Genomic DNA, 21,028 nt, shown 5'->3' on the forward strand with positions numbered 1-21,028 from the left:
TGTCATGGAAACGACACTCCCGATTCTCTCATTGTCCGTGGCCGCCGCAGCGTCCGCTGCCGCCGCCTTCCCGAAGCTCAAGGCGCGGGTCGAGTTGTCCCGCGCCAAACACCGCTCGCTCGCCGGGCACTCCAAGATGTCGCGCCGGGTGGCCAAGCTGCTCCCGTTCTACGAGTTCGAGGGTGACAGATATTTCGGCTGCGACGGCGCGCCTGATCACATCGTGGCCCAGCGCAAGGACGCCTTCTTCCGCCTCGCCAGACTCTACGCCGAGCGCTACCCGAAGGGCCGCGCGATGACGAAGGAAGCGGCGGAGACGATCTCCGACCTGAACTTCACCGAAAGCTACCGCGTGCCGTTCCAGTTCTCGCGTCTCGTCCGCGAGCATCTGGGCACCTCGACCTTCATGGAATCGTCCAGCGGCGTCACCGTCACTGACGTCGACGGCAACACCTCCTACGATCTCACGGGGTCCTACGGCGTCAACATCTTCGGCAACGACTTCTACAAGGAGTGCATCGAGGGCGCCGAGAAGCGCGCACATGCACTGGGTCCGGTGCTCGGCCCCTACCATCCTGTCATCCTCGAGAACGTGCAGCGGCTCTGCCAGATCTCCGGCCTCGACGAGGTCTCGTTCCACATGTCCGGCACCGAAGCCGTGATGCAGGCGGTGCGCCTTGCGCGCTACCACACCAGGCGCACCCATCTGGTTCGTTTCGCCGGCGCCTATCACGGCTGGTGGGGCGACGTGCAGCCCGGCGTCGGCAATCCGATTGCCGCCCACGAGACCTACACCCTCTCCGAAATGTCGGAGAAGACGCTGCACGTGCTGAAGACGCGCAAGGACATCGCCTGCGTGCTGGTCAATCCGCTGCAGGGCCTGCATCCGAACGGCAACGCGCCCGGCGATTCCTCGCTGGTGGACAGCTCCCGCGGCGGTAATTTCGATCGCGCGGCCTACACCGAATGGCTGAAGAAGTTGCGCGAGGTCTGCACCGAGCGCGGTATCGTGCTGATCTTCGACGAGGTCTTCGTCGGTTTCCGTCTCGCCGCCGGCGGCGCCCAGGAATATTTTGGCGTCAAGGCCGACATGGTGACCTACGGCAAGAGCCTCGCCGGCGGCCTGCCGGTCGGCGTCGTCTGCGGCAAGCGCGAGCTGATGCGCCGCTTCCGCGACGACCGTCCCGCCGACATCTGCTTTGCCCGCGGCACCTTCAACTCGCATCCCTACGTCATGACGGCGATGGACGAGTTCTTGAGCCGCCTCGCCAGCCCGAACTTCCGCGCCATCTATGACGGGCTGGACGCCACCTGGAACGGCCGCGCGCAGAAGCTCAACCGGATGATGAGCGATGCGGACCTGCCGGTGCGGTTCGCCAATTTCTCGTCGATCTGGACGGTGAAATACACCACGCCGTCCCGCTACAACTGGATGCTGCAATACTATTTGCGCGCCGAAGGCCTGTCCCTGAGCTGGGTCGGCACCGGCCGGCTGATTTTCAGCCTGAATTACACCGACGCCGATTTCACCGAAGTCGCCGAACGCTTCGTTCGCGCCGCCGGCAAGATGAAGGCCGACGGCTTCTGGTGGCACGACGGCGTGCTCACCAACAAGAACATCAAGCGGCAGATCCTGAAAGAGATGCTGGCGAAGCGTTTTGGACGCTAAGGCCTTTCCGCACTTCTCGACAAACACCGCCCTCTCCTCCCCCTCTCCCCGCCTGCGGGGAGAGGGTTGGGGTGAGGGGGGCTCTCCGCGCGCGCGGTGAGAATTGGCGGACAATCCGGAAGCAGCGCCCCCGCGGAGGGCCCCCCTCACCCGAATTTGCGCTTCGCGCAAATTCGACCTCTCCCCGCACGCGGGGAGAGGTGAAGAGAGCGCCGCGTGCGCAGCCCCCAAGACGTGGATGCCCGGCACGAGGCCGGGCATGACGCAACCAATGGACATCGGAGTGTTCGATATGCGCGGCGCGCTCAGGCGTGCTGCTCTTCGAGCGTGGGTTCGTCGATGAAGCCCAGCGTGTGCTCGGGATTGAGGTGCAGGCCGGGGTCCATCAGCTCGCCGCGCATCAGCGCCAGCGGCGCATTGCGATAGAGCATCAGATCGTGGAACGGGTCGGTCAGGATCTTGGTCATCCAGACGAAGCCGGTCTCGACATCGCGGATGAAGAACAGGTGCACGGTGCGGAACAGCAGACCGCCGCCGCCGACCACGAGCCAGATCTTGGCAACCTGCCGCATGAAATCGGTCGCGGAAGCCCAAGGCGTGAACAGGCCGAACAGCGTGGGATCCACGAACAGCACCAGCGGCGACAGCGCCCAGATCGACATCAGCACCACCTTGCGCTGAAGGTTGTAGCCGACCTTGATCTCTTCCTTGTACTCGTGCGTTGCCTGGTTGATGTGATCGTAGGTGTGCGGCTCGAAGAAGAAGTGGCCGGCCTGGCGCGAGGTCATCGAGACCAGCCAGCCGACCAGCGCGGAGACCACGGGGTCGACGAACAGCCAGACATAGGCGAACAGGAAGCTCAGCGCGCTGACGAAGTGCAGGCTCTGGTTGATGCGGCTGTGGTGATAGTAGCGATGGTCGTCCCAGCGCTGGATCCGCAGCTGCTCGAGATAATTCTTGATCATGCTCTCCCCCAAAATGCTTTCGGGTTCAGGATTTACAGGGATTCGATGTACGCCATGTGACATCATCATTTTGTCATGTGACGATGTGCAGCGGCGCGATGACGCACGGGTTACTCTCTCCCCTCATCCTAAGGAGCGCGGAACGCGCGTCTCGAAGGATGAAGGCCGAGCTGCATCAGCACGGGCCTTCATGGTTCGAAACGGCGCTTGCGCGCCTCCTCACCATGAGGAGCAACAGCAGTGCTAGGCCGCCTTGGCGATTTCGACCTTGCGGAAGCGCACCAGCGAGAAATGGCCGAGCGGCGGAATTAGGCGGCGCTCGGCGAGCTCGATGCCGTGGGCGCCGGCCAGCCACTTGGCGTAACGCGACCAGGCGAACTCGGCGGTGCGGAAGCCGAGCGGACGCACCACCGGCTGGAGCTTCTGCTCGATGAAGCGGCGGACGCCGGCATCCGCGCTGACGCGGGTCAGGATGATCAGCTCGCCGCCCGGGCGCAGCACGCGGGCGAATTCGTCGAGCGCCACTTCCGGATTCGGCACGGCCGTGACGACATATTGCGCCATCACGACGTCGAAGGAATTGTCGGGGAATTCGAGCTTCTCGGCGTCCATCACCGCGAGGCCCTCGACGTTCTTGAGCTTGCCTTCGGCAACGCGCTGGCGCGCCTTGTCGAGCATCGCTTCCGAAATGTCGGTGCCGAAGATGCGCAGGTTCGGCGCATAGAGCGGCAGCGAGATGCCGGTGCCGACACCGACCTCGAGCACGCGGCCGCCGATCTTGTTGGTGGCCGCGATCGCGGCCTGCCGGCCCTTGGCGAACACGCCGCCGAACACGAGATCGTAGACGGGTGCCCAGCGATCGTAAGCCTGCTCGACCGTGCCGCGGGTGAGGTCGAGTTGCTGGGCGCCGTCAAGGTTCATGATCTTAGCCATCGATGAGGTTCTCGCTGTGGGTCAAGACGTAAGGGATCAACCGCGCACCGGCCGCCGCGCCATACGGGGCGAGGCGCGCAGGATGCGGCTGGGCTGAAGTGAGGTGAGGTTGCCGACGAACTGGCGCGCGCTGTTTTCCCAGGAACGCTCCAGCGCGAAATTGCGGCAGGTCTCGCGCGACATGGTGAGCGCGCGCAGACACGCGGCGCGCAAGTCGTGGTCGATCGCGCCGATCGGATGATCGGCGATGACATCCTTCGGGCCCATCACCGGGAACGCCGCGACCGGCGTGCCGCAGGCGAGCGCCTCGAGCTGCACCACGCCGAACGTGTCGGTCAGGCTCGGGAACACGAACACGTCGGCAGCAGCGAGATGCGCGGTGAGATCCGCGCCCTTCTTCTCGCCGAGGAAGACGACGTCAGGATATTTCTTTTCGAGCGCGGCCTTCTGCGGGCCATCGCCGACGACGACCTTGGTGCCGGGCAGGTCGAGCGACAGAAAGGCTTCGAGATTCTTCTCGACCGCGACGCGGCCCATCGTCATGAAGATCGGCCCCGGCAGGTCGAGCTTCGCGGGAGCGTCGGGATGGAACAATTCGGTGTTGACGCCGCGGGTCCAGAAGGCGAGCCGCTTGAAGCCGCGCTCCGACAGCTCCTGCCGCAGCGAGGGCGTCGCCACCATGGTCGTGGCGGCGGCATCGTGGAAGTGACGCAGCACGGCATAGCCGACGGCGACCGGAAGGCCGGTCCGCACCGAGATATATTCCGGAAAGCGCGTCGTGTAGGACGTCGTGAAGGCAAGCCCGTTGCGGCGGCAATAGGCCCGCACAGCCCAGCCGATCGGCCCCTCGGTCGCGATATGCAACGCTTCCGGCGCCGCCTTCTCGATCCGCAGCGCGATCTCCCTGGCGCCCGGCAGCGCGATGCGCAGGCCGGGATAGGTCGGCAGCGGCCAGGACCGGAAGCCGTCCGGGGTGAGGAAGTCGATCTCGACATCCAGGGCCCTGGCCGCGTTCGCCAGCGAAGTCAGCGTCCGGACCACACCGTTAACCTGCGGATGCCAGGCGTCAGTCGCGATTAATACCCGCATGGGGAAATCCCGAGAGTTTGATGATTCTCGGCTTTCGACCATCAACCATGGATATTTCAGGCGTGTGACGTCACAGAAGTGTCGGCGCGCTGTTTTGGTCGTTAACGCGACCGCTGCGCCACGAAACTGTCATGAAACAATCCTTGCCGCCACGAAACCGTTTTCGGTTTCCGGCGCAAACGTCCCGAAACTTTTTGCCGTTAGTGATCCAGGCAACGGAGCACCGCAATGGTGCCGCGGTGATCGAAGACACCGAGCAAACAGGGGCGATCAAATGTTCAATCTGGGCACGTTCAAGACCTATTCGCGCGCCGTTGCTGTTGGCGCTGTCGCGATCTCTGCAATCGCATTTGCCGGTCAGGCCAAGGCCGCGCCGGTGCAGCTCTTCCCGTTCTTCCAGCCGTTGCCGCCGATGACTGCGCCGCAGCCGCTGCAGCCCTATCAGCCCTACCAGGCGCCGACCTACCAGACCGAGCCGTCCGAGGATCAGGATGCGGTCGAGACGCCGGCCCGCTTCCGCCGCCAGACCGTCGCCTACGCGGCGCGCGAGGCCCCGGGCACCATCATCATCGATACACCGAACACCTACCTCTATTACGTGCTCGGTAACGGTCAGGCTCTGCGCTACGGCATCGGCGTCGGCCGCGACGGCTTCACCTGGTCCGGCGTGCAGTCGGTGACCAGAAAGGCCGAGTGGCCGGCCTGGACCCCGCCGCCGGAAATGATCGCCCGCCAACCCTACCTGCCGCGCCACATGGCCGGCGGCCCCGGCAACCCGTTAGGGGCCCGCGCCATGTATCTCGGCGGCACCATCTACCGCATCCACGGCACCAACGCCCCCGAGACCATCGGCAAGCGCGTCTCGTCCGGCTGCATCCGCCTGACCAACGACGACGTCTCCGACCTCTATTCCCGCGTCAACGTCGGCACCAAGGTGATCGTGCTGCCGATGACCGAACGCCGCGCCGATCTCGGCACCGCGACGCGCTAAGCGACAGGACATTGTGACGCAAACGGCCCCGGAACCCACCGGGGCCGCTTTCGTTTGCCCTCGTCATCCCGACGCGCGCTTGTTGCAGCGCGATCCCCGATGGAGGCGCAGATGCAATCGCACTTGCAGACATGGTTCGGCCTATTGCTGCGCTCGATCGCCGGCGCCGGAGCATTGACGCTGCTCCTGTCCGCACCTTCCTCGCTCGCGCAGCAGCCGGCCAGCGGCGACACGGCCCAGCAGGCCTTCAACAATTCCTGCCGCACCTGCCACTCGGTGAAGGAAGGCGACAATCGCCTCGGTCCCAACCTCAACGGGATCGTCGGCCGCAAGGCCGGCTCGCTGCCGAACTACAACTACTCTTCATCGATGAAGGAGGCCGGCTTCGTCTGGGACCAGGACAAGCTCACCCGCTTCATGGTCAAGCCGGACGAGGTCGTCTCCGGCAACAAGATGCAGCCCTATGGCGGCGTCTCGGCGGAGGAGGCGGGCAAGGTGGTTGCTTATCTTCAGGCGGTATCAAGCTCTCAATAACGGCGCCGGCGCCGCGTGTTCAGGCTCGCATTGGAAATCGCGGCGCATCCTTCGGGACGCCCGCCTCTGGCGGGCTCCTCAGGATGAGGTCGGAGTGCGCCGTCGCTAGTATTCAGGTGACTCTTGCGCAAAGCCGCAGCTGCCAGTTAGCCTCATCCTGAGGAGACCGCGAAGCGGTCGTCTCGAAGGACGAGGCGTTCACGATGACAGACGGCGCGTATCTCTACATTCTCAAATGCGCCGATGGCAGCTATTACATCGGCACGACGCGGACTGAGCTTGACCTCAGGATCGCACAGCACAATGCCGGCACGTTCGGCGGCTATACCAAGTCACGCAGACCCGTGATTCTAGTTTTCTCGCAATGGTTCGAAAGGATCACTGACGCGATCGAATGCGAACGCAAACTCAAGAAATGGAGCCGCGCCAAAAAGGAAGCCTTCATGCGCGGCGATTTTACCGAGCTCCATGAACTGGCCAAGCGAGGACCTCATGATCCTTCGAGACGCCCGCCTTCGGCGGGCTCCTCAGGATGAGGGCTGAATGCGCGGCAGCAAAGGATAGAGTTCGGGAGAATTCTCTTCCCCAGTCGCACCGACAATGCACGACGCTTGCACTGCACTACGGATGCCAGTTAGCCTCATCCTGAGGAGCGCCGCCCAGCGGCGCGTCTCGAAGGACGAGGCGGGCCCGATGGCAGAGGACGCACGACCAGAAATGACGTCCGCTTCGCGAGCGTCCATCGCAAAAATCAGACTGCTCACGCCCGCCGACGCCGCGCTTTACCGTCCCGTCAGGCTGGAGGCGCTCGCGACCAATCCCGAAGCGTTCACCAGCTCATTCGAACGCGAGCAGGAAAAACCCCTCGCCTGGTTCGAGGAGCGCCTCGCGATATCGGACGTGTTCGGCGCGTTCAGCGCGGGCGAGCTCGTGGGGACAGCGGGTTTCCGGCGGGAGGATGGCGCGAAGACCGCGCACAAGGGGGTGCTCTGGGGCATGTATGTGCGGCCGCAGGCGCGGAAGTCCGGCACGGGGAGGCTGCTCGTCGACGCGGTCGCGGCGCATGCTGCACAACGCGTCGAGCAGCTTCATCTCGTCGTCGTCAGCGAGAACGAGGCCGCGTTGCGGCTCTACGCGGCCGCAGGATTTGTCGAATACGGGCGCGGGGTGAAGGCGCTGAAATACAACGGCCGATATTTCGATGAGACCCTGATGGCCTTGTTCTTCGACGGAGGCAGCCCCTGACCGAAGCGGTCCACCGAGCGCGAGACCGGATTCGTTTGTGCGGACGCCCTCAATACCGTGGGTGCAAAGCGCCCGCCATAGTGATATACTGCCGAACATGAGTAATCATAAGAAGCCATCTGCTAAAACCGGCGGAACAACGGCCAAGGTCGTCATTGGCAGAGCGCGTTTCGCCAAGATCAGCGCGGTCGAAGGCATTGTCCCGTCGACGGCCATGAAAGCCCGTGTTGCTCGATTCGACCGGCAGGGGCTATCGGCCGCGGAGCGCCGGCGCGAAATTATCGACGCCCATAAGAAGGGCTAGCCGCTTGTCATGTATGACGCCGTTGAAAACCCGTATTGTTATCCGGGCACGACGGTCCTCAAGAACAAGCTGCACCTCAAGAGACAGGTCGAACTCGATTCCTTCGAGGCGGAAATCACTGCGCAGCGCGCCGAAGAACCCCTGCCTGCAGGCCGGCTGACCTATTCGCACTATCGCGCCATCCACCGGCACCTGTTCCAGGATGTCTACGACTGGGCAGGCAAGATCCGCACCGTCCGAATTTCGAAGGGCAGCAGCTTGTTCTGCTTCCCCGAGAGCATCCATCGAGAGATGTCGAATCTGTTTCGGACGCTCGCCGCCCAGAAGCACCTCAAAGGTGCAACGCCGGACGAATTTGTGATGAAGGCGGCCCACTTTCTTGCCGAACTCAACGCGATCCATCCGTTCCGGGAAGGCAACGGGCGCACACAACTCACATTCCTGATCCTGCTCGCTCAGACCGCCGGCCACTCCCTCGCGATGGAGCACCTCGACCCTGACAGGATCATGCGAGCCATGATCGAGAGCTTCGATGGAAGCGAAGACATGCTGGTCCGTGTCCTGCGCGAACTTCTGAATGCCCGGAATACGCGCCCAAAGTCGAAACCCCGCTAGGGTGCATTCCGGCGTTCACTTGTCGCTTCCCCGCCGCTCCGCGATCAACTTCAGCCACGCCGCCGAATGAAACGCGCTCATCAGCAGATACATCGGCACCATCCCGCCGAGGACCGAGCCGTGGCCGGCCGCACACAGCGCGTCCGCCGCGCCACCGCCGATCATGGCCGTCAGCACGGCCATGATCGCGAAGGTCGGCGTGGCCGCCAGAGCCAGCCATCTGGCGAGGTGGCGCGCGGCCGCCACGCCATCGCGGCCGGCGCCGACCGTTGCGCTGACGGAACTAGTCACGGCCTTCCGCTGCCTCCTGGCGAAACGCCTTCTCGCCGGCATCCGAGATCTCGACCCATCTCTTGTCGGGCACGGCGCCTTCGGCGTAGCTGTCGTGCCAGTTCCACCATTTGTAGGTCGGCGTCTGCGGATAGCCCTTTGGCGAATCCTCCCAGACCTCCTGCCGGCCGAGCGGCGTGATATCGAGATAGTTCCAGGTGCCGCCCATCTGCTCGTCGCCGCGGCTCTTGACGAAATAGGTGCGGAAGATGCGGTTGCCGTCGCGGTAGAACACGTTGGTGCCGTGCCATTCGTCGACGCCGAAATCGGCGTCGAAACTGTCGGTGATCGTCACCCACGGCATGGTCCAGCCCATCCGCTTCTTCAGCCGCGCGATGTCCGCCTGCGGCGCGCGCGAGGCGAACACCAGCGTGGTGTCGCGGGCGTTCAGATGCGAGACATGGGCGACCTGGTCGGCCACCATCGAGCAGCCGCGGCAGGCATGGTCGGGCCAGCCGAACACGCCAGGCTCGAAGAAGGCGCGGTAGACGATCAGCTGCCGCCGGCCCTGGAACAGGTCGGCCAGACTGACCTTGCCGCCGGGCCCATCGAACGCATAGGTTTTGTCCACGTCCATCCACGGCATGCGCCGGCGCTCGGCGGCCAGAGCGTCGCGGGCACGGGTATGCGCCTTTTCCTTCACGAGCAGTTGCTGACGGGCTGCCTCCCAGTCCTGCGGCGACACCACCGGCGGTGTTTGCATGGCGGCATTGGTTCCTGCGTTGTCTGCTGATGTCATCATGGTTCTCCAAACCTCTTGCCTGACGTCCTGGCAACGATTTCTGGCACCAGGCGGTTGCGCGGTGGGAGTAACAAGTGTGGCGGGATTGACATGGAATCGTTGATCACGGCCGCGGCGCGGGCGCTGGAGGCCGGCGATCCGCTCGGCGCGCTGAACCGCGTTGCGCTGCGCAACGACGCCCCGTCGCTGGCGCTGCGCGGCATCGCGATGGCGCAGCTCGGCGATCTCGCCAAGGCCAAGACGCTGCTGCGCAGCGCCGCGCGCGCCTTCGGCCCGAGGGAAGCCGTCGCGCGCGCCAGATGCGTGGTGGCCGAGGCCGAGATCGCGCTGGTCTCGCGCGACCTGAACTGGCCGGCGAAGACGCTGGCCGCCGCGCGCGCGACACTCGAACAGCACGGCGATCTCGCCAATGCCGCCCACGCAGGTCACATCGAGGCGCGACGTCTTCTCCTTGTCGGGCGTCTCGACGACGCCGAGCGCACGCTGGCCGAACTTGCCGCCGCCCCGCTCCCGCCTGCATCCCAGGTCGTCCGCGAGCTCGTGCTCGCCGGCATCGCCATCCGGCGGCTGAGAACGAAGGAGGCGCGCACGGCGCTGGGCCGAGCGGCCCAGGCAGCGCGGCTGGCAAAAATCCCCGCGCTCACGGCCGAGGTCGACAGCGCGACCCTCATCCTCGATACGCCGGCCGCGCGTCTGATCGCGCGCGGCAGCGAACGCCATTTGCTGCTCGGGGAGGTCGAACGACTGGCGACCTCGGCAGCGCTGGTCGTGGACACCTTCCATCATGTCGTACGCAGGCAAGGCGTGGTCGTGTCGCTCGGGACACGGCCGGTGCTGTTCGCGCTCGCCCGCCTGCTGGCGCAGGCATGGCCCGCGGATGTCGCGCGGGAGACCTTGATATCGGGCGCATTCGGCGCGAAGCACGCCGATGAATCGCACCGCGCGCGCCTGCGCGTCGAGATCGGGCGGCTCCGCACCCAGCTTGCGCCGCTGGCCGACATCAGCGCGACGAAGCAGGGTTTCGTGCTGGCACCACGCAAGACGCGCGACGTCCTCGTGCTGGCCCGGCCCGTCGAGGAGAAGCACGCCACGGTCCTTGCCTTTCTCGCCGACGGCGAGCCGTGGTCGAGCTCGGCGCTTGCACTCGCGCTTGGAATGAGCGCACGCACGGTGCAGCGGGCGCTCGACGAGCTGGCACGCTCGAACAAGGTGCAGTCGTTCGGACACGGCCGGGCACGGCGCTGGATGACCCCGCCCGTCCCGGGTTTCCCGACAGGCTTGTTACTCCCCGGGCCGCTCCTGAAGACGTAAGGTGGATCACCTCACAGGGACCAGGCACATGAAGCGTTCAGCCGCCGAGATCGTCAGGGAGTACGGACCGTTTGCAGGTGTCGAGGCCGTGCACGGCGTCAGCTATGACGGCACCCATGTCTGGTTTGCATCCGGCGACAAATTGAATGCGGTCGATCCGGACAGCGGCAGGATTGCACGCTCCATCGATGTCGCCGCGCATGCGGGAACGGCGTTCGACGGCCGCCATTTATTCCAGATCGCCGAGGACCGCATCCAGAAGATCGACGCCGCCACCGGCAAGGTGCTCGGCACGATCCCCGCGCCCGGCGGCGGCGGCGATTCCGGATTGGCCTGGGCCGAGGGCTCACTCTGGGTCGGGCAATATCGCGATCGAAAAATCCACCAGATCGATCCGGAGACGGGGAAGATCCTCCGCACCATCGAGAGCAAGCGCTTCGTGACCGGGGTGACCTGGGTCGACGGCGAGCTCTGGCATGGCACCTGGGAAGGCGAGGATAGCGACATCAGGCGGGTCGACCCTGAAACCGGCAAGGTGCTGGAGCAGCTCGACCTGCCCGCGGGAACGATGGTCTCGGGCCTGGAGTCCGACGGCGGCGATCGCTTTTATTGCGGCGGCGGCCCTCGCGGCAATGTGAGAGCGGTCCGCCGTCCCAAACGCGGCTAGCCTCACCCCCTAAGGCGCCTGTGCACGGCTTGGTGCGTTCGCAGCAAGAAGCGTCGACCACGCTTCCGCACCGCGAGCGCCCTTGACTAACCACTACTTTTAATTGCAGTCTTTGCGCATACTTTGTTTGAATTCCCCTTAAGTTAATTAGTCAGCTCGAATGCCAAACACAGTCCAAGCTGAGCTAAAAAAGGTCATAGAGAACAAGGAAGCCTGCCTGGTCCTAGGGGCAGGCGTCTCGCGAGCAACGTGCCCCAACGAAAATGCTGTTACTTGGCTGGGTCTTATCCGAAACGGAATTGAATATCTGAGCGACGTAGACCCGGACGGCAGGGACAAACATCTAGCCGTATTAGATTGCTTGAGCGGAAATCTCGCCGAAACCTCCAACTATCTAATCTTAGGCGAGTATATCGAAGCTCAAATTAATACAAAAGGAGGCGGCTTTGGACGATGGCTGTCATCTCAATTCGAGGACCTAAGGGTTGAAGACAAAACTCTAGTTAAGGCGATCGATGCTCTCGACCTACCAATAATTACGACCAACTATGATGGCATCGTCGAACAACTCACGCTTCGATCACGATGCACGCTTAAGAACGTCAAAGAATTTGTTACAGAGCTCCGAAGCGCCGATGAAGGCACTCGGAGAAGCGTGTTCCACATTCACGGCTACTACAGTGAACCCGAAACCATTATCTTCGGATCATCTTCCTATCAACGCCTGTTAAAAGACGATTTTCTTCAAAGTTTCGAAAGAGCAATCTCAGTATTCAAAGCGCTCGTATTTATAGGCACGGGCTCCGGATTGGCCGATCCCCATTTCGATGGGCTTCTGGATTGGGTTTCTCAAAATTCGGCTATAAGTCATAACGTATTCCTGCTCACCACGGATTCTACTTCCGCTGTCACACATAGATCCATAGTTCCAGTGCGGTACGGAGCCGACTACACAAAATTAGCGGGCTTTCTTACCACTCTTCAATCTGCAAAGCAGAGAAGCGGCGGCCCCAGCGCTTCCGTCCGGGCATTTCTAAACGAGTCAGAGCTGAATTCAACACGGGTGGATTTGGACACCGGCGGCCATGCTGCTATTGCACTGGCGCTTTCTCCAATAGCTCTCGATGAGATCGAAGAGCGGGCTCGGCACCTACTGCTGCTCGAACGCTCGAAGGCTTATTGCAAAATCAATAGATTCCATGAGGCATCGAACGACGCAAAGGTCGCCTCAGAGTATTTTCGCAATAAAACTCTACTCTTTCATATGAATGCCGAAGCGGTCATCAATACCGTAATGCGAGACCAGGAGCGCTGGGAGGACGCCGTTGCGCAAGCAAGGTCAATGGCAGCTTGTGCGGAGGCAGAAGGACGAAGACGGGCAAAGGCAATTGCCTACCATGCGCTCGCCCGGTCACTTGCTCTAGCGGGAAAAACAGCTGAGGCGCTTTCTTACGCAGCTAAAACGTTCGAGCATTCCGTCACTGCTGAGGAACGAGGCGAGGCCTTTTTTGCTGAAGGAGAGGCCCGGCGCCATGCGAGCCAGATCGATGATGCGATCGCTGCTTACTTAAAGAGCGAAAAAACAACATTCATCTCCGGAAAGACTGACTTGTACATTTGGTGCAAACTCTGTCTGGCGGATTGTTACTTCTTGCAAGGAAACTTTGCCGAAACGGCCAAGCAACTCCGGCACTTCAGCAGCGCCATCCGCAATAAATACGAAGATCACCCCCTCGAGACGCTTCACTGGAAGCTTAGCGATGCTGCATTGAAGTGGAGTCTACTGAAAAACAGTGGAGAAGAAATTGCGGTTTCTGACGTAGCTAAGCAGTACAACGAAATATTGGGCATCATGTGGCCCACACACTATGCAACGGGCCTCCGAGTTGGGAAGACATTTCCAAAAAAGTTATAGGCAACATACCATGAGAGATATTCGCCTTGGCAATCCGATCCGACTTACCACAAAACACGGATATTTCTTTCTGCGCCACATTGGCGTAGGGGAAACGGCGAGAATTTCGCTAAAGCCTGACCCAGCGGTCGATCGAACCGACATAGCCAAGGAAGGCGTCGTCCTATCCAGATCGCTGAATCCCAAAGACGACACTTCACCTTTTCGAGTTCGGGTCCAGAGTTCATGCTTGTTTAGCGAATCATTCTGGGCAACAGACTGTGATTGCGCCGGACAATTAGCGCTTGCACTAGACCTGATCCAGACGAGTGGTGGAATTTTGATCTACTTGTATGAAGAAGGCCGCGGTATTGGATTAAGACGAAAAATCGAGGCTATTCGCCTCCAACAAATTGAAGGCAAAACCTCCTCTGGTGCATTTGCCTGCTTAGGATTGGGACCTGACGCTCGAGACTACGAAGTTAGCGCGTCCGTAATTCGACAAATACTTGGGGAGCAGGCAGAAATCGAGTTGCTCAGCAACAACGGATATAAGGAAAGGCAGTTGCGCGACTACGGCGTTAACATTGTGAAGCGCAACAGGCTAATCCCCTCGGAGCTGAGTTCATTGCAGAAGGCCTATCTCGCCTCGAAGCGCGACGATTTGGGCCATGATATTCCGAACGACGTCATAGCTCCCGAAAGCAACGGCAAAGATCCCGAGAATGCCGATCGAGAAGACTAACACGGCAGCCGATGCAGCTCGTGAACTCGCGTGGCGGCATTTCGATTTCCACGCAAAGCAGCGCGTGGACATGTTCAAGGCATATCTAACGATCGTGGCGATTTTGTTTGCTTCGTTCGGAGTCGCTGCCCAGTACAGATTCTATTTGCTCGGGGGAGCATTTTCTCTCCTTTCTGTCATTTTGTCGATCGTGTTCTACTTGTTCGATGTTCGCACGCGACAACTAATCAAGATCTCCGAAGCTTACCTTCTGAAAGAAGAAAGGCGGTTGGCTACGCTGATTGACGATCGAGATATCCAACTCTTCAAAAAGGGGGACCTGATCACCAACATCGGCCATCAAGGATTTCGGCTTACGTACACAAATCTCTTTCGAGTTCTGTTCGTTTCTAGCACGGGACTCTCATTTGTTGTCCTTCTGTTCTTTCTGGTCTGTAGTCTGAGAGAAATTGGCCCCACTTAAGTGCAGTTGCAGTAGGCAACGTCTAACGCCAAATTATTGTAGTTGAGCGGCCCCTTGGGAATTCCGTTCATTCTTCTACCTCACGGCCCAGCGGCCAATTTGAGCGCCGCCCCAATTCCACCCCATCGGTACGCTCTAGCGCCCTCCTCGCCCGCCCTGTAAAATCCCTCCCGGGCGGCCTGGGGGATTGATGCGACTAACTCTGAACTTGAAGACGATCCTGATCGCCGTGGCGGTGCTCGTGGTGTCATTTTTCATCAGCCTGAAGGCGATGGACTGGCTGTCGCCGCGCGCGACCAATTCCGCGCCCCCGGTCGCGCAATTGCCGCCGCTGCCGCCGGCGTCCACGAGCTCGATCGTGGTCGCGCCGGTCGCGATCGCGATCTCGGCGATCCGCGAGCAGGCCGAGAAGGCTGCGCCGCGCAATTTCGCCGGCAAGGCCGACAATCCGGTCTCGCAGATCCTGGAGAATGCCGACATCGGCTGGACCGCCGTGCGCGGCCCGATGGCAGCTGCCGGCGACAAGGACGTGCTGACGATCTCGACGCCGCTCAGCGGCAAGCTGAACGTGACGGGCTCGCTGTCGTCGAAGGCCACCGGCGCGCTTGGCGACGCACTCAGCGGCGTGCTCGGCGGCGACGCGGCGAAACGGATCGGCGCGGTCAACATCAAGAATCTGAACGCCAGCGCCGAGATCAGGGGCAACGTCATCGTCACCTCGCGGCCGAAGCTCGCCGCCAACTGGCATCTCGAGCCCAACCTCGGCGCCCAGGTCAATCTCGGCGATACCAACGTCAACGTCGCCGGTGCCAAGGTCAACGTGCCGGCGCAGGTCAAGCCGCTGATCGACAAGAACGTCGGCGAGCAGATCAACGCCGTCTCCGAGCGCATTCGCAACGATCCTTCGCTGCGCGAGAATGCGAAGCTGCAATGGGCCAAGGCCTGCCGCTCGATCCCGCTGCAGGGCTCGGGCTCCTCCGCCGCGCTGCCGCCGCTCTGGCTCGAGATGAAACCGATCCGCGCCATCGCCGCGCAGCCGCGCGTCGACGCACAGAACGTGACGCTCCAGCTCGGCCTCGAGCTCGAGACGCGCGTGACCTCGACGCAGACCAAGCCGGACTGTCCGTTCCCGGACAAGATCTCGATCGTGCCGCCGACCGGCAGCGGCGTGAACATCGGGGTGCCGATCGACGTGCCCTTCACCGAGATCAACAAGCTGATCGCGGCGCAGATGGTCGGCCACACCTATCCCGAGGACGGCTCCGGCCCGGTCGACGTCACCGTGAAGAGCGTCAACGTGGTCCCGTCGGGCGAGCGGCTGCTGATCTCCCTGCTGGTGCGCGCCAAGGAGAAGAAAAGCTGGCTCGGCCTCGGCGCCGAGGCAACCGTGCACATCTGGGGCCGGCCGATGCTCGACCAGGCGCAGCAGACGCTGCGGCTCGCCGACATCCAGCTCGCAGTCGAGTCCGAAGCCGCCTTCGGCCTGCTGGGAGCGGCGGCGCGCGCGGTGGTGCCGCAGATGCAGCAGGCTCTGGTGCAGAAGGCGACGCTCGACCTGAAGCCGATCGCCGCCAACGCCCGCGAGAAGATCGCGGCCGCGATCGCCGACTACCAGAAGAGCGAGGACGGCCTCAAGGTCGATGCGAAGATCGACAGCCTCACGCTCGCCGACATCGCCTTCGATTCCAAGACGCTGCGCATCGTCGCGGAGGCCGGTGGCTCGCTGAACGTGTATGTGACCAAGCTGTCGGGCATGTAGCGCGCCTTGCGCACGGCCTGCGTGAGCGGCACTTGCGCCGCTGGCATTCTCGTCCGGGGATGCTAAGCTGTTTGTCGCAACCTCGGACGAGGTATCGACAGCATTGGTGCTGGTGACGCGAGGACAACATGGAAGCCGGCATGGTCAATTCTGCGCCGGCACTGGTGCGCTTTTCCGGCATTCAGAAGACCTATGATGGCGAGCACCTCGTGGTGAAGAACCTCGATCTCGACATCAGGAAGGGCGAGTTCATCACCCTGCTCGGCCCGTCGGGCTCCGGCAAGACGACCACGCTGATGATGCTGGCGGGCTTCGAGGTTCCGACCCGGGGCGAGATCTATCTCGCGGAACGGCCGATCAAGAACGTCCCGCCCCATAAACGCGACATCGGCATGGTGTTCCAGAACTATGCCTTGTTCCCGCATTTGACGATCGCGGAGAACATCGCCTTCCCGCTCTCCGTCCGCAACACGAGCAAGGCCGAAACGCAGGAGCGCGTCAGCGCGGCGCTCCGCATGATCAAGATGGAAACCCTGGCGCAGCGGCGGCCCGGGCAATTGTCAGGCGGGCAGCAGCAGCGCGTGGCGCTGGCGCGCGCGCTGGTGTTCAATCCGCAGCTCGTGCTGATGGACGAGCCGCTGGGCGCGCTCGACAAACGCCTGCGGGAGCAGATGCAGCTGGAGATCAAGCAGCTGCACGAGACGATGGGCATCACCGTCGTCTACGTCACCCACGATCAGAGTGAGGCGCTCACCATGTCGGACCGCATTGCCGTGTTCAACGACGGCATCGTGCAGCAGATCGACCGGCCCGACGCGCTGTACGAGCATCCGGTGAACAGTTTTGTGGCCCACTTCATCGGCGAGAACAACGTGCTGGACGGCACCGTCGAGACCGTCGACAAGGACTATTGCCGCGTCGCGCTGGCCGGCGGCGGCATTGTCACCGCGCGCGCCGTCAATGTATCAGGCGCGGGCGCATCGACCTCGCTGTCGGTGCGGCCGGAGCGGATCGCCATTATCCCCGATGGCACCTCCAGCGACGCACCGAACCGGCTGCCGGCCAGGGTGCAGAACACCATCTATCTCGGCGACCACGCGCTGGCCGTGCTCGATGTCGCCGGGAATGCCGAGTTCATGGTCAAGCTTCAGCCGGGGGCGCATCACGGTTTCACGCCCGGCGAAGGCGTGTTCATCACTTTCCGTCCCGAGGACTGTCTGGCCCTCGATCCCGCCTGATCCAACAATCAAGCTCAACACACTGCACATGAAGAAGGAACAAGGACCATGCTGAAGCGCAAGATTGGCAAGATGGCTCTGGGTTTCGCCGCGGCGCTCACCGCCAGCGCTGCGCTGGCCAATTTCGCGCAGGCGCGTGACCTGACCGTCGTATCGTGGGGCGGCGCGTATCAGGATGCGCAGAAGAAGGTCTATTTCGAGCCGTTCAAGAAGGCAGCCGGCGTTGCGATGAACGACGAGTCCTGGGACGGCGGCGTCGGCGTGTTGCGCGCCAAGGTGCAGGGCGGTGCCGCCACCTGGGACGTCGTCCAGGTCGAGAGCGACGAGCTCGCGGTCGGCTGCGAGGAAGGCCTGTTCGAGAAGCTGGATTACTCCAAAATCGGCGGCGAGGCCGCTTATATCCCGCCGTCGGTCAATTCCTGCGGCGTCGGCGCCATCCTCTACGATTTCGTGCTCGGCTACGACAAGGACAAGCTGAAGCAGGCTCCCAATGGTTGGGCCGACTTCTTCGACACCAAGAAGATTCCCGGCAAGCGCGCCTTGCGTCAGGGTCCGAAGACCACGCTCGAGATCGCGCTGATGGCCGACGGCGTCGCACCGAAGGACGTCTATAAGGTGCTGGCGACCGACGAGGGCATCGAGCGCGCGTTCAAGAAACTGGACACCATCAAGGGCGACATCGTCTGGTGGAAGGCCGGCGCCCAGCCGCCGCAATTGCTCGCCTCCGGCGAGGTCGCGATGACTTCGGTCTACAATGGCCGCATCGACACCGCGAACAAGAACGACAAGAAGAACTTCGGCATGGTGTGGGACGGCGCGCTCTTCACCCTCGACAGCTGGGTCATCCTGAAGGGGAGCCCGAACAAGGACGCGGCCTACAAGTTCCTGGACTTCGCCGGCAAGGCGGAGAACCAGTCCAAACTGTCGGAGAACATTGCCTATGGCACCTCGAACAAGGATGCCGCCGGCAAGCTGCAGCCTGCCGTTTTGAAGGACCTGCCGACGGCGCCTGACAACATCAAGAACGCGGTCGAGATCAACGTCGCCTTCTGGCTCGAGAACATCGATCGCCTGACCGAGCGCTTCAACAAATGGGCCGCGAAATAGCGCGTACCTCGACCAGCGTGCGGCGCGCATTGAAAACAGCGACGTTTGGGCCATCCTTCGAGACGCCCGCCTTCGGCGGGCTCCTCAGGATGAGGTCGCAATGTGGGGCGGCCATGTCACAAGCGCCGCTGTCGATTAGCCTCATCCTGAGGAGACCGCGAAGCGGTCGTCTCGAAGGACGAGGCGCTTGCTCAGGCCGCGCCAAGAGACGGCTCCCATGACGTCAGCCTCCGCCAGTGCATCGACCGAAGTGCCGCTCAAGCGCCGCTTGAAGCGAGCGGAGCGAACACGCCAGCTCAAGGCCCTCGCACTCGTGGTGCCGCTGCTGCTGTTCCTGCTCTTCACCTTCGCTGGTCCCATCGCCGGCATGCTCTGGCGCGCGGTCGATGACCGCGAAGTGCGTCAGGTTCTGCCGCAAACGATCGCTGCTCTCGCCAGCTGGGACGGCAGGGACCTGCCGGACGAGAAGGCCTACGCGGCGCTTGCCAACGACATCCTGGCGGCGCGCGCCTCCGGCACCATTGCGATTGCGGCCAAGCGGCTCAACTACGCAATGAACGGCTTTCGCACGATCCTCACCAGCACCGCGCGCAATCTGAAGGCCGCGCCGGAAGCAGGCACGGCGAAAGAAGCGCTCGGCAGGATCAACCCGGCCTGGCGCGAACGCACCACCTGGACGACCATCAAGGACGCCAGCGGCCCGGTGACCGGCTTCTACCTCCTGTCGGCGCTCGATCTGACGCGGAACGCGGACGGCGCGATCATCGCGGCCCCGCCGGATCAGGCCATCTACCGCGACGTGTTCGCCCGCACCTTTCTCATCAGCCTCAGTGTCACGCTACTCTGCCTGATCCTGGGCTTCCCGGTCGCTTACCTCTTGGCGACGCTGCCGCCGGGCAAGTCGAACCTGCTGATGATCTTCGTGCTGCTGCCGTTCTGGACCTCGCTTCTGGTCCGCACCTGCGCCTGGATCGTGCTGTTGCAGAGCAAGGGCATCGTGAACGACGGCCTGCACTGGCTTGGCATCATCGACGAGCCGTTGCGCCTGATCTACAACCGCTTCGGCGTCTGCGTGGCGATGACTCACGTGCTGCTGCCGTTCATGATCCTGCCGCTCTACAGCAGCATGAAGGCGATTTCGCCCGCTTACATGCGTGCCGCCGCATCGCTCGGCGCGCCGCCCCTCACCGCTTTCCTGCGGATCTACCTGCCGCAAACGCTGCCCGGCATCGGCGCAGGCAGCCTGCTCGTCTTCATCCTGGCGCTCGGCTATTACATCACGCCGGCGCTGGTCGGCGGCGCCGCCGACCAGATGATCAGCTACTTCATCGCGCTCTACACCACCGAGACCGCCAATTGGGGCCTCGCCTCGGCGCTGGGGGCCGTACTGCTGCTCGCCACCATCCTGCTCGCTCTCGTCTACGGCAGGCTGGTGCAGGGCCAGCACGTTACGGGAGGGATGAAGAATTGAGCGAAAATCCCTCCCTTCGCACGCCCAGCCAGCGCATCGCGTGGACCGCGACCATCGTCATCTCGACGCTGGTGTTCATCTTCCTGATCGCGCCGATCCTGGCGATCATGCCGCTGTCTTTCAGCTCGGGCTCGTACCTCACCTATCCGCTGCCGGGCCTCTCCTTGCGCTGGTACGACGACTTCATCAATTCGCCGCGCTGGATCAATTCGCTGAAGAACAGCATGATCATTGGCGTCGCCTCGACCTTGCTGTCGATGGTTTTGGGCACTCTGGCGGCGCTGGGACTGGCGCAGTGGAAGAGCCGGCTCAAGCCGCTGGCGCTGGCGTTCGTGCTGTCGCCTGTCGTCGTGCCCGGCGTCATCACCGCGGTCGGCCTGTATTTCTTCTTTGCGCCGATCGGATTGACCGGCAGTTATCTCGGCCTGATCCTGGCCCACACCGCGCTGGCGACGCCCTTTGTGGTGATCACGGTCGGCGCGACGCTGCAAAGCTTTGACACCAACCTCGCACGCGCCGCCGCCTCGCTCGGCGCCTCGCCGCTTCAGGCGTTCCGCCGCGTGATCCTGCCGCTGATCCTGCCTGGCCTCGCGTCAGGTGCGCTGTTCGCCTTCGCGACCAGCTTCGACGAAGTGGTGATCGTGCTGTTCATGGCAGGTCCCGAGCAGCGCACCCTGCCGCGCGAAATGTTCAGCGGCATCCGCGAGAACATCAGCCCGACGATCACGGCCGCCGCGGTGGTTCTGACCACGGTCTCGGTCATCCTGCTCGCCACCCTGGAAGGCCTGCGCCGCCGCAACGAACGGCTCAAGGGCGGCGTGTGAGCGGCGCCGTTCTTCTTTCTCTCCGCACCCACAGTATCGTAGGGTGGGCAAAGCGAAGCATGCCCACGCATTTTCGCGATCGAAAGAGATCGTGGGCACGGCGCAAGCGCGCCTTTGCCCCCCTACGGGACC

Annotated in this window: 22 protein-coding genes; 17 read left to right on the forward strand and 5 right to left on the reverse strand. The window is 62.7% G+C overall.

The window, feature by feature from the left end:
* Positions 1-4: 4 nt before the first annotated feature.
* Complete coding sequence (locus PMI42_RS33130) at positions 5-1,669, forward strand: aminotransferase class III-fold pyridoxal phosphate-dependent enzyme (RefSeq protein WP_008143206.1); 1,665 nt, start codon at positions 5-7, stop codon at positions 1,667-1,669.
* A gap of 305 nt (positions 1,670-1,974) precedes the next feature.
* Here PMI42_RS33130 and PMI42_RS33135 read toward each other — a convergent pair whose 3' ends face one another.
* From PMI42_RS33135 to PMI42_RS33145, 3 genes are all read right to left on the reverse strand, one after another.
* Complete coding sequence (locus PMI42_RS33135) at positions 1,975-2,634, reverse strand: hypothetical protein (RefSeq protein WP_008143208.1); 660 nt, start codon at positions 2,632-2,634, stop codon at positions 1,975-1,977.
* Positions 2,635-2,877: 243 nt separating this feature from the next.
* Positions 2,878-3,567: a class I SAM-dependent methyltransferase gene (locus PMI42_RS33140; RefSeq protein ID WP_008143211.1), complete on the reverse strand. Its 690-nt coding sequence runs from the start codon at positions 3,565-3,567 to the stop codon at positions 2,878-2,880.
* Positions 3,568-3,603: 36 nt separating this feature from the next.
* On the reverse strand, positions 3,604-4,656 hold the full coding sequence (locus tag PMI42_RS33145) for a glycosyltransferase family 4 protein (RefSeq protein ID WP_008143213.1): 1,053 nt from the start codon (positions 4,654-4,656) through the stop codon (positions 3,604-3,606).
* Positions 4,657-4,930: 274 nt separating this feature from the next.
* Here PMI42_RS33145 and PMI42_RS33150 point away from each other — a divergent pair, with 274 nt between their 5' ends.
* The 6 genes from PMI42_RS33150 to PMI42_RS33170 all read left to right on the forward strand — a co-directional run bounded on the left by PMI42_RS33150 (position 4,931) and on the right by PMI42_RS33170 (position 8,345).
* Positions 4,931-5,647 (forward strand): L,D-transpeptidase, encoded by a 717-nt coding sequence (locus PMI42_RS33150; RefSeq protein ID WP_008143224.1) that lies wholly within the window; start codon positions 4,931-4,933, stop codon positions 5,645-5,647.
* 111 nt (positions 5,648-5,758) lie between these two features.
* Positions 5,759-6,181: a c-type cytochrome gene (locus tag PMI42_RS33155; RefSeq protein ID WP_008143226.1), complete on the forward strand. Its 423-nt coding sequence runs from the start codon at positions 5,759-5,761 to the stop codon at positions 6,179-6,181.
* A 203-nt stretch (positions 6,182-6,384) separates the two neighbouring features.
* Positions 6,385-6,717 carry a GIY-YIG nuclease family protein gene (locus tag PMI42_RS33160; RefSeq protein WP_008143227.1) on the forward strand — a complete coding sequence of 111 codons (333 nt, stop codon included), beginning with the start codon at positions 6,385-6,387 and terminating at the stop codon, positions 6,715-6,717.
* 157 nt (positions 6,718-6,874) lie between these two features.
* Positions 6,875-7,426 carry a GNAT family N-acetyltransferase gene (locus PMI42_RS33165; RefSeq protein ID WP_008143228.1) on the forward strand — a complete coding sequence of 184 codons (552 nt, stop codon included), beginning with the start codon at positions 6,875-6,877 and terminating at the stop codon, positions 7,424-7,426.
* A 97-nt stretch (positions 7,427-7,523) separates the two neighbouring features.
* Positions 7,524-7,730, forward strand: coding sequence for a hypothetical protein (locus PMI42_RS39505; RefSeq protein WP_157195859.1), 207 nt, complete (start codon positions 7,524-7,526; stop codon positions 7,728-7,730).
* Between the two features lie 9 nt (positions 7,731-7,739).
* Positions 7,740-8,345, forward strand: a complete 606-nt coding sequence (locus PMI42_RS33170; protein ID WP_008143229.1) for a Fic/DOC family protein — start codon at positions 7,740-7,742, stop codon at positions 8,343-8,345.
* Positions 8,346-8,360: 15 nt separating this feature from the next.
* On the opposite strand, the gene PMI42_RS33175 is transcribed toward PMI42_RS33170, so the two are convergent.
* Both PMI42_RS33175 and PMI42_RS33180 read right to left on the reverse strand, forming a co-directional pair.
* Positions 8,361-8,636, reverse strand: coding sequence for a hypothetical protein (locus tag PMI42_RS33175; RefSeq protein ID WP_035967341.1), 276 nt, complete (start codon positions 8,634-8,636; stop codon positions 8,361-8,363).
* Positions 8,629-9,417 (reverse strand): DUF899 domain-containing protein, encoded by a 789-nt coding sequence (locus PMI42_RS33180; RefSeq protein WP_035967343.1) that lies wholly within the window; start codon positions 9,415-9,417, stop codon positions 8,629-8,631. The genes PMI42_RS33175 and PMI42_RS33180 overlap by 8 nt, the downstream gene beginning before the upstream one ends.
* Positions 9,418-9,507: 90 nt before the next feature.
* On the opposite strand from PMI42_RS33180, the gene PMI42_RS33185 reads away from it, so the two are divergent.
* The 10 genes from PMI42_RS33185 to PMI42_RS33230 all read left to right on the forward strand — a co-directional run bounded on the left by PMI42_RS33185 (position 9,508) and on the right by PMI42_RS33230 (position 20,896).
* Positions 9,508-10,728, forward strand: a complete 1,221-nt coding sequence (locus PMI42_RS33185; protein ID WP_008143232.1) for a hypothetical protein — start codon at positions 9,508-9,510, stop codon at positions 10,726-10,728.
* A 28-nt stretch (positions 10,729-10,756) separates the two neighbouring features.
* On the forward strand, positions 10,757-11,395 hold the full coding sequence (locus PMI42_RS33190) for a Vgb family protein (protein ID WP_008143233.1): 639 nt from the start codon (positions 10,757-10,759) through the stop codon (positions 11,393-11,395).
* 160 nt (positions 11,396-11,555) lie between these two features.
* Positions 11,556-13,310 carry an SIR2 family protein gene (locus PMI42_RS38260; RefSeq protein WP_008143234.1) on the forward strand — a complete coding sequence of 585 codons (1,755 nt, stop codon included), beginning with the start codon at positions 11,556-11,558 and terminating at the stop codon, positions 13,308-13,310.
* A gap of 10 nt (positions 13,311-13,320) precedes the next feature.
* Positions 13,321-14,034 carry a GTP cyclohydrolase II gene (locus PMI42_RS38265; RefSeq protein ID WP_008143235.1) on the forward strand — a complete coding sequence of 238 codons (714 nt, stop codon included), beginning with the start codon at positions 13,321-13,323 and terminating at the stop codon, positions 14,032-14,034.
* Positions 14,015-14,497, forward strand: a complete 483-nt coding sequence (locus PMI42_RS33205; protein WP_035967346.1) for a hypothetical protein — start codon at positions 14,015-14,017, stop codon at positions 14,495-14,497. Before PMI42_RS38265 ends, PMI42_RS33205 begins: the two co-directional genes overlap by 20 nt.
* A 190-nt stretch (positions 14,498-14,687) precedes the next feature.
* Positions 14,688-16,256 carry a DUF4403 family protein gene (locus PMI42_RS33210; protein ID WP_008143236.1) on the forward strand — a complete coding sequence of 523 codons (1,569 nt, stop codon included), beginning with the start codon at positions 14,688-14,690 and terminating at the stop codon, positions 16,254-16,256.
* A gap of 128 nt (positions 16,257-16,384) precedes the next feature.
* Complete coding sequence (locus PMI42_RS33215) at positions 16,385-17,494, forward strand: ABC transporter ATP-binding protein (RefSeq protein WP_008143237.1); 1,110 nt, start codon at positions 16,385-16,387, stop codon at positions 17,492-17,494.
* Positions 17,495-17,542: 48 nt separating this feature from the next.
* Complete coding sequence (locus tag PMI42_RS33220) at positions 17,543-18,601, forward strand: ABC transporter substrate-binding protein (RefSeq protein WP_008143239.1); 1,059 nt, start codon at positions 17,543-17,545, stop codon at positions 18,599-18,601.
* 217 nt (positions 18,602-18,818) lie between these two features.
* Entirely contained in the window at positions 18,819-20,072 is a 1,254-nt protein-coding gene (locus PMI42_RS33225) for an ABC transporter permease (RefSeq protein WP_008143242.1), read from the forward strand.
* A complete protein-coding gene (locus PMI42_RS33230; protein ID WP_008143244.1) occupies positions 20,069-20,896 on the forward strand; it encodes an ABC transporter permease in 828 nt (275 codons plus the stop codon). The genes PMI42_RS33225 and PMI42_RS33230 overlap by 4 nt, the downstream gene beginning before the upstream one ends.
* Positions 20,897-21,028 lie beyond the last annotated feature (132 nt).

This window comes from Bradyrhizobium sp. YR681 (genome assembly GCF_000282615.1).
Lineage (GTDB): Bacteria > Pseudomonadota > Alphaproteobacteria > Rhizobiales > Xanthobacteraceae > Bradyrhizobium.

What these genes read in the sequence shown, in the direction of transcription:
- PMI42_RS33130 (WP_008143206.1), top strand. Translation starts at nt 5, where the DNA reads ATGGAAACGACACTCCCGATTCTCTCATTGTCCGTGGCCGCCGCAGCG.
- PMI42_RS33135 (WP_008143208.1), bottom strand. Translation starts at nt 2,634, where the DNA reads ATGATCAAGAATTATCTCGAGCAGCTGCGGATCCAGCGCTGGGACGAC.
- PMI42_RS33140 (WP_008143211.1), bottom strand. Translation starts at nt 3,567, where the DNA reads ATGGCTAAGATCATGAACCTTGACGGCGCCCAGCAACTCGACCTCACC.
- PMI42_RS33145 (WP_008143213.1), bottom strand. Translation starts at nt 4,656, where the DNA reads ATGCGGGTATTAATCGCGACTGACGCCTGGCATCCGCAGGTTAACGGT.
- PMI42_RS33150 (WP_008143224.1), top strand. Translation starts at nt 4,931, where the DNA reads ATGTTCAATCTGGGCACGTTCAAGACCTATTCGCGCGCCGTTGCTGTT.
- PMI42_RS33155 (WP_008143226.1), top strand. Translation starts at nt 5,759, where the DNA reads ATGCAATCGCACTTGCAGACATGGTTCGGCCTATTGCTGCGCTCGATC.
- PMI42_RS33160 (WP_008143227.1), top strand. Translation starts at nt 6,385, where the DNA reads ATGACAGACGGCGCGTATCTCTACATTCTCAAATGCGCCGATGGCAGC.
- PMI42_RS33165 (WP_008143228.1), top strand. Translation starts at nt 6,875, where the DNA reads ATGGCAGAGGACGCACGACCAGAAATGACGTCCGCTTCGCGAGCGTCC.
- PMI42_RS39505 (WP_157195859.1), top strand. Translation starts at nt 7,524, where the DNA reads ATGAGTAATCATAAGAAGCCATCTGCTAAAACCGGCGGAACAACGGCC.
- PMI42_RS33170 (WP_008143229.1), top strand. Translation starts at nt 7,740, where the DNA reads ATGTATGACGCCGTTGAAAACCCGTATTGTTATCCGGGCACGACGGTC.
- PMI42_RS33180 (WP_035967343.1), bottom strand. Translation starts at nt 9,417, where the DNA reads ATGATGACATCAGCAGACAACGCAGGAACCAATGCCGCCATGCAAACA.
- PMI42_RS33185 (WP_008143232.1), top strand. Translation starts at nt 9,508, where the DNA reads ATGGAATCGTTGATCACGGCCGCGGCGCGGGCGCTGGAGGCCGGCGAT.
- PMI42_RS33190 (WP_008143233.1), top strand. Translation starts at nt 10,757, where the DNA reads ATGAAGCGTTCAGCCGCCGAGATCGTCAGGGAGTACGGACCGTTTGCA.
- PMI42_RS38260 (WP_008143234.1), top strand. Translation starts at nt 11,556, where the DNA reads ATGCCAAACACAGTCCAAGCTGAGCTAAAAAAGGTCATAGAGAACAAG.
- PMI42_RS38265 (WP_008143235.1), top strand. Translation starts at nt 13,321, where the DNA reads ATGAGAGATATTCGCCTTGGCAATCCGATCCGACTTACCACAAAACAC.
- PMI42_RS33205 (WP_035967346.1), top strand. Translation starts at nt 14,015, where the DNA reads ATGCCGATCGAGAAGACTAACACGGCAGCCGATGCAGCTCGTGAACTC.
- PMI42_RS33210 (WP_008143236.1), top strand. Translation starts at nt 14,688, where the DNA reads ATGCGACTAACTCTGAACTTGAAGACGATCCTGATCGCCGTGGCGGTG.
- PMI42_RS33215 (WP_008143237.1), top strand. Translation starts at nt 16,385, where the DNA reads ATGGAAGCCGGCATGGTCAATTCTGCGCCGGCACTGGTGCGCTTTTCC.
- PMI42_RS33220 (WP_008143239.1), top strand. Translation starts at nt 17,543, where the DNA reads ATGCTGAAGCGCAAGATTGGCAAGATGGCTCTGGGTTTCGCCGCGGCG.
- PMI42_RS33225 (WP_008143242.1), top strand. Translation starts at nt 18,819, where the DNA reads ATGACGTCAGCCTCCGCCAGTGCATCGACCGAAGTGCCGCTCAAGCGC.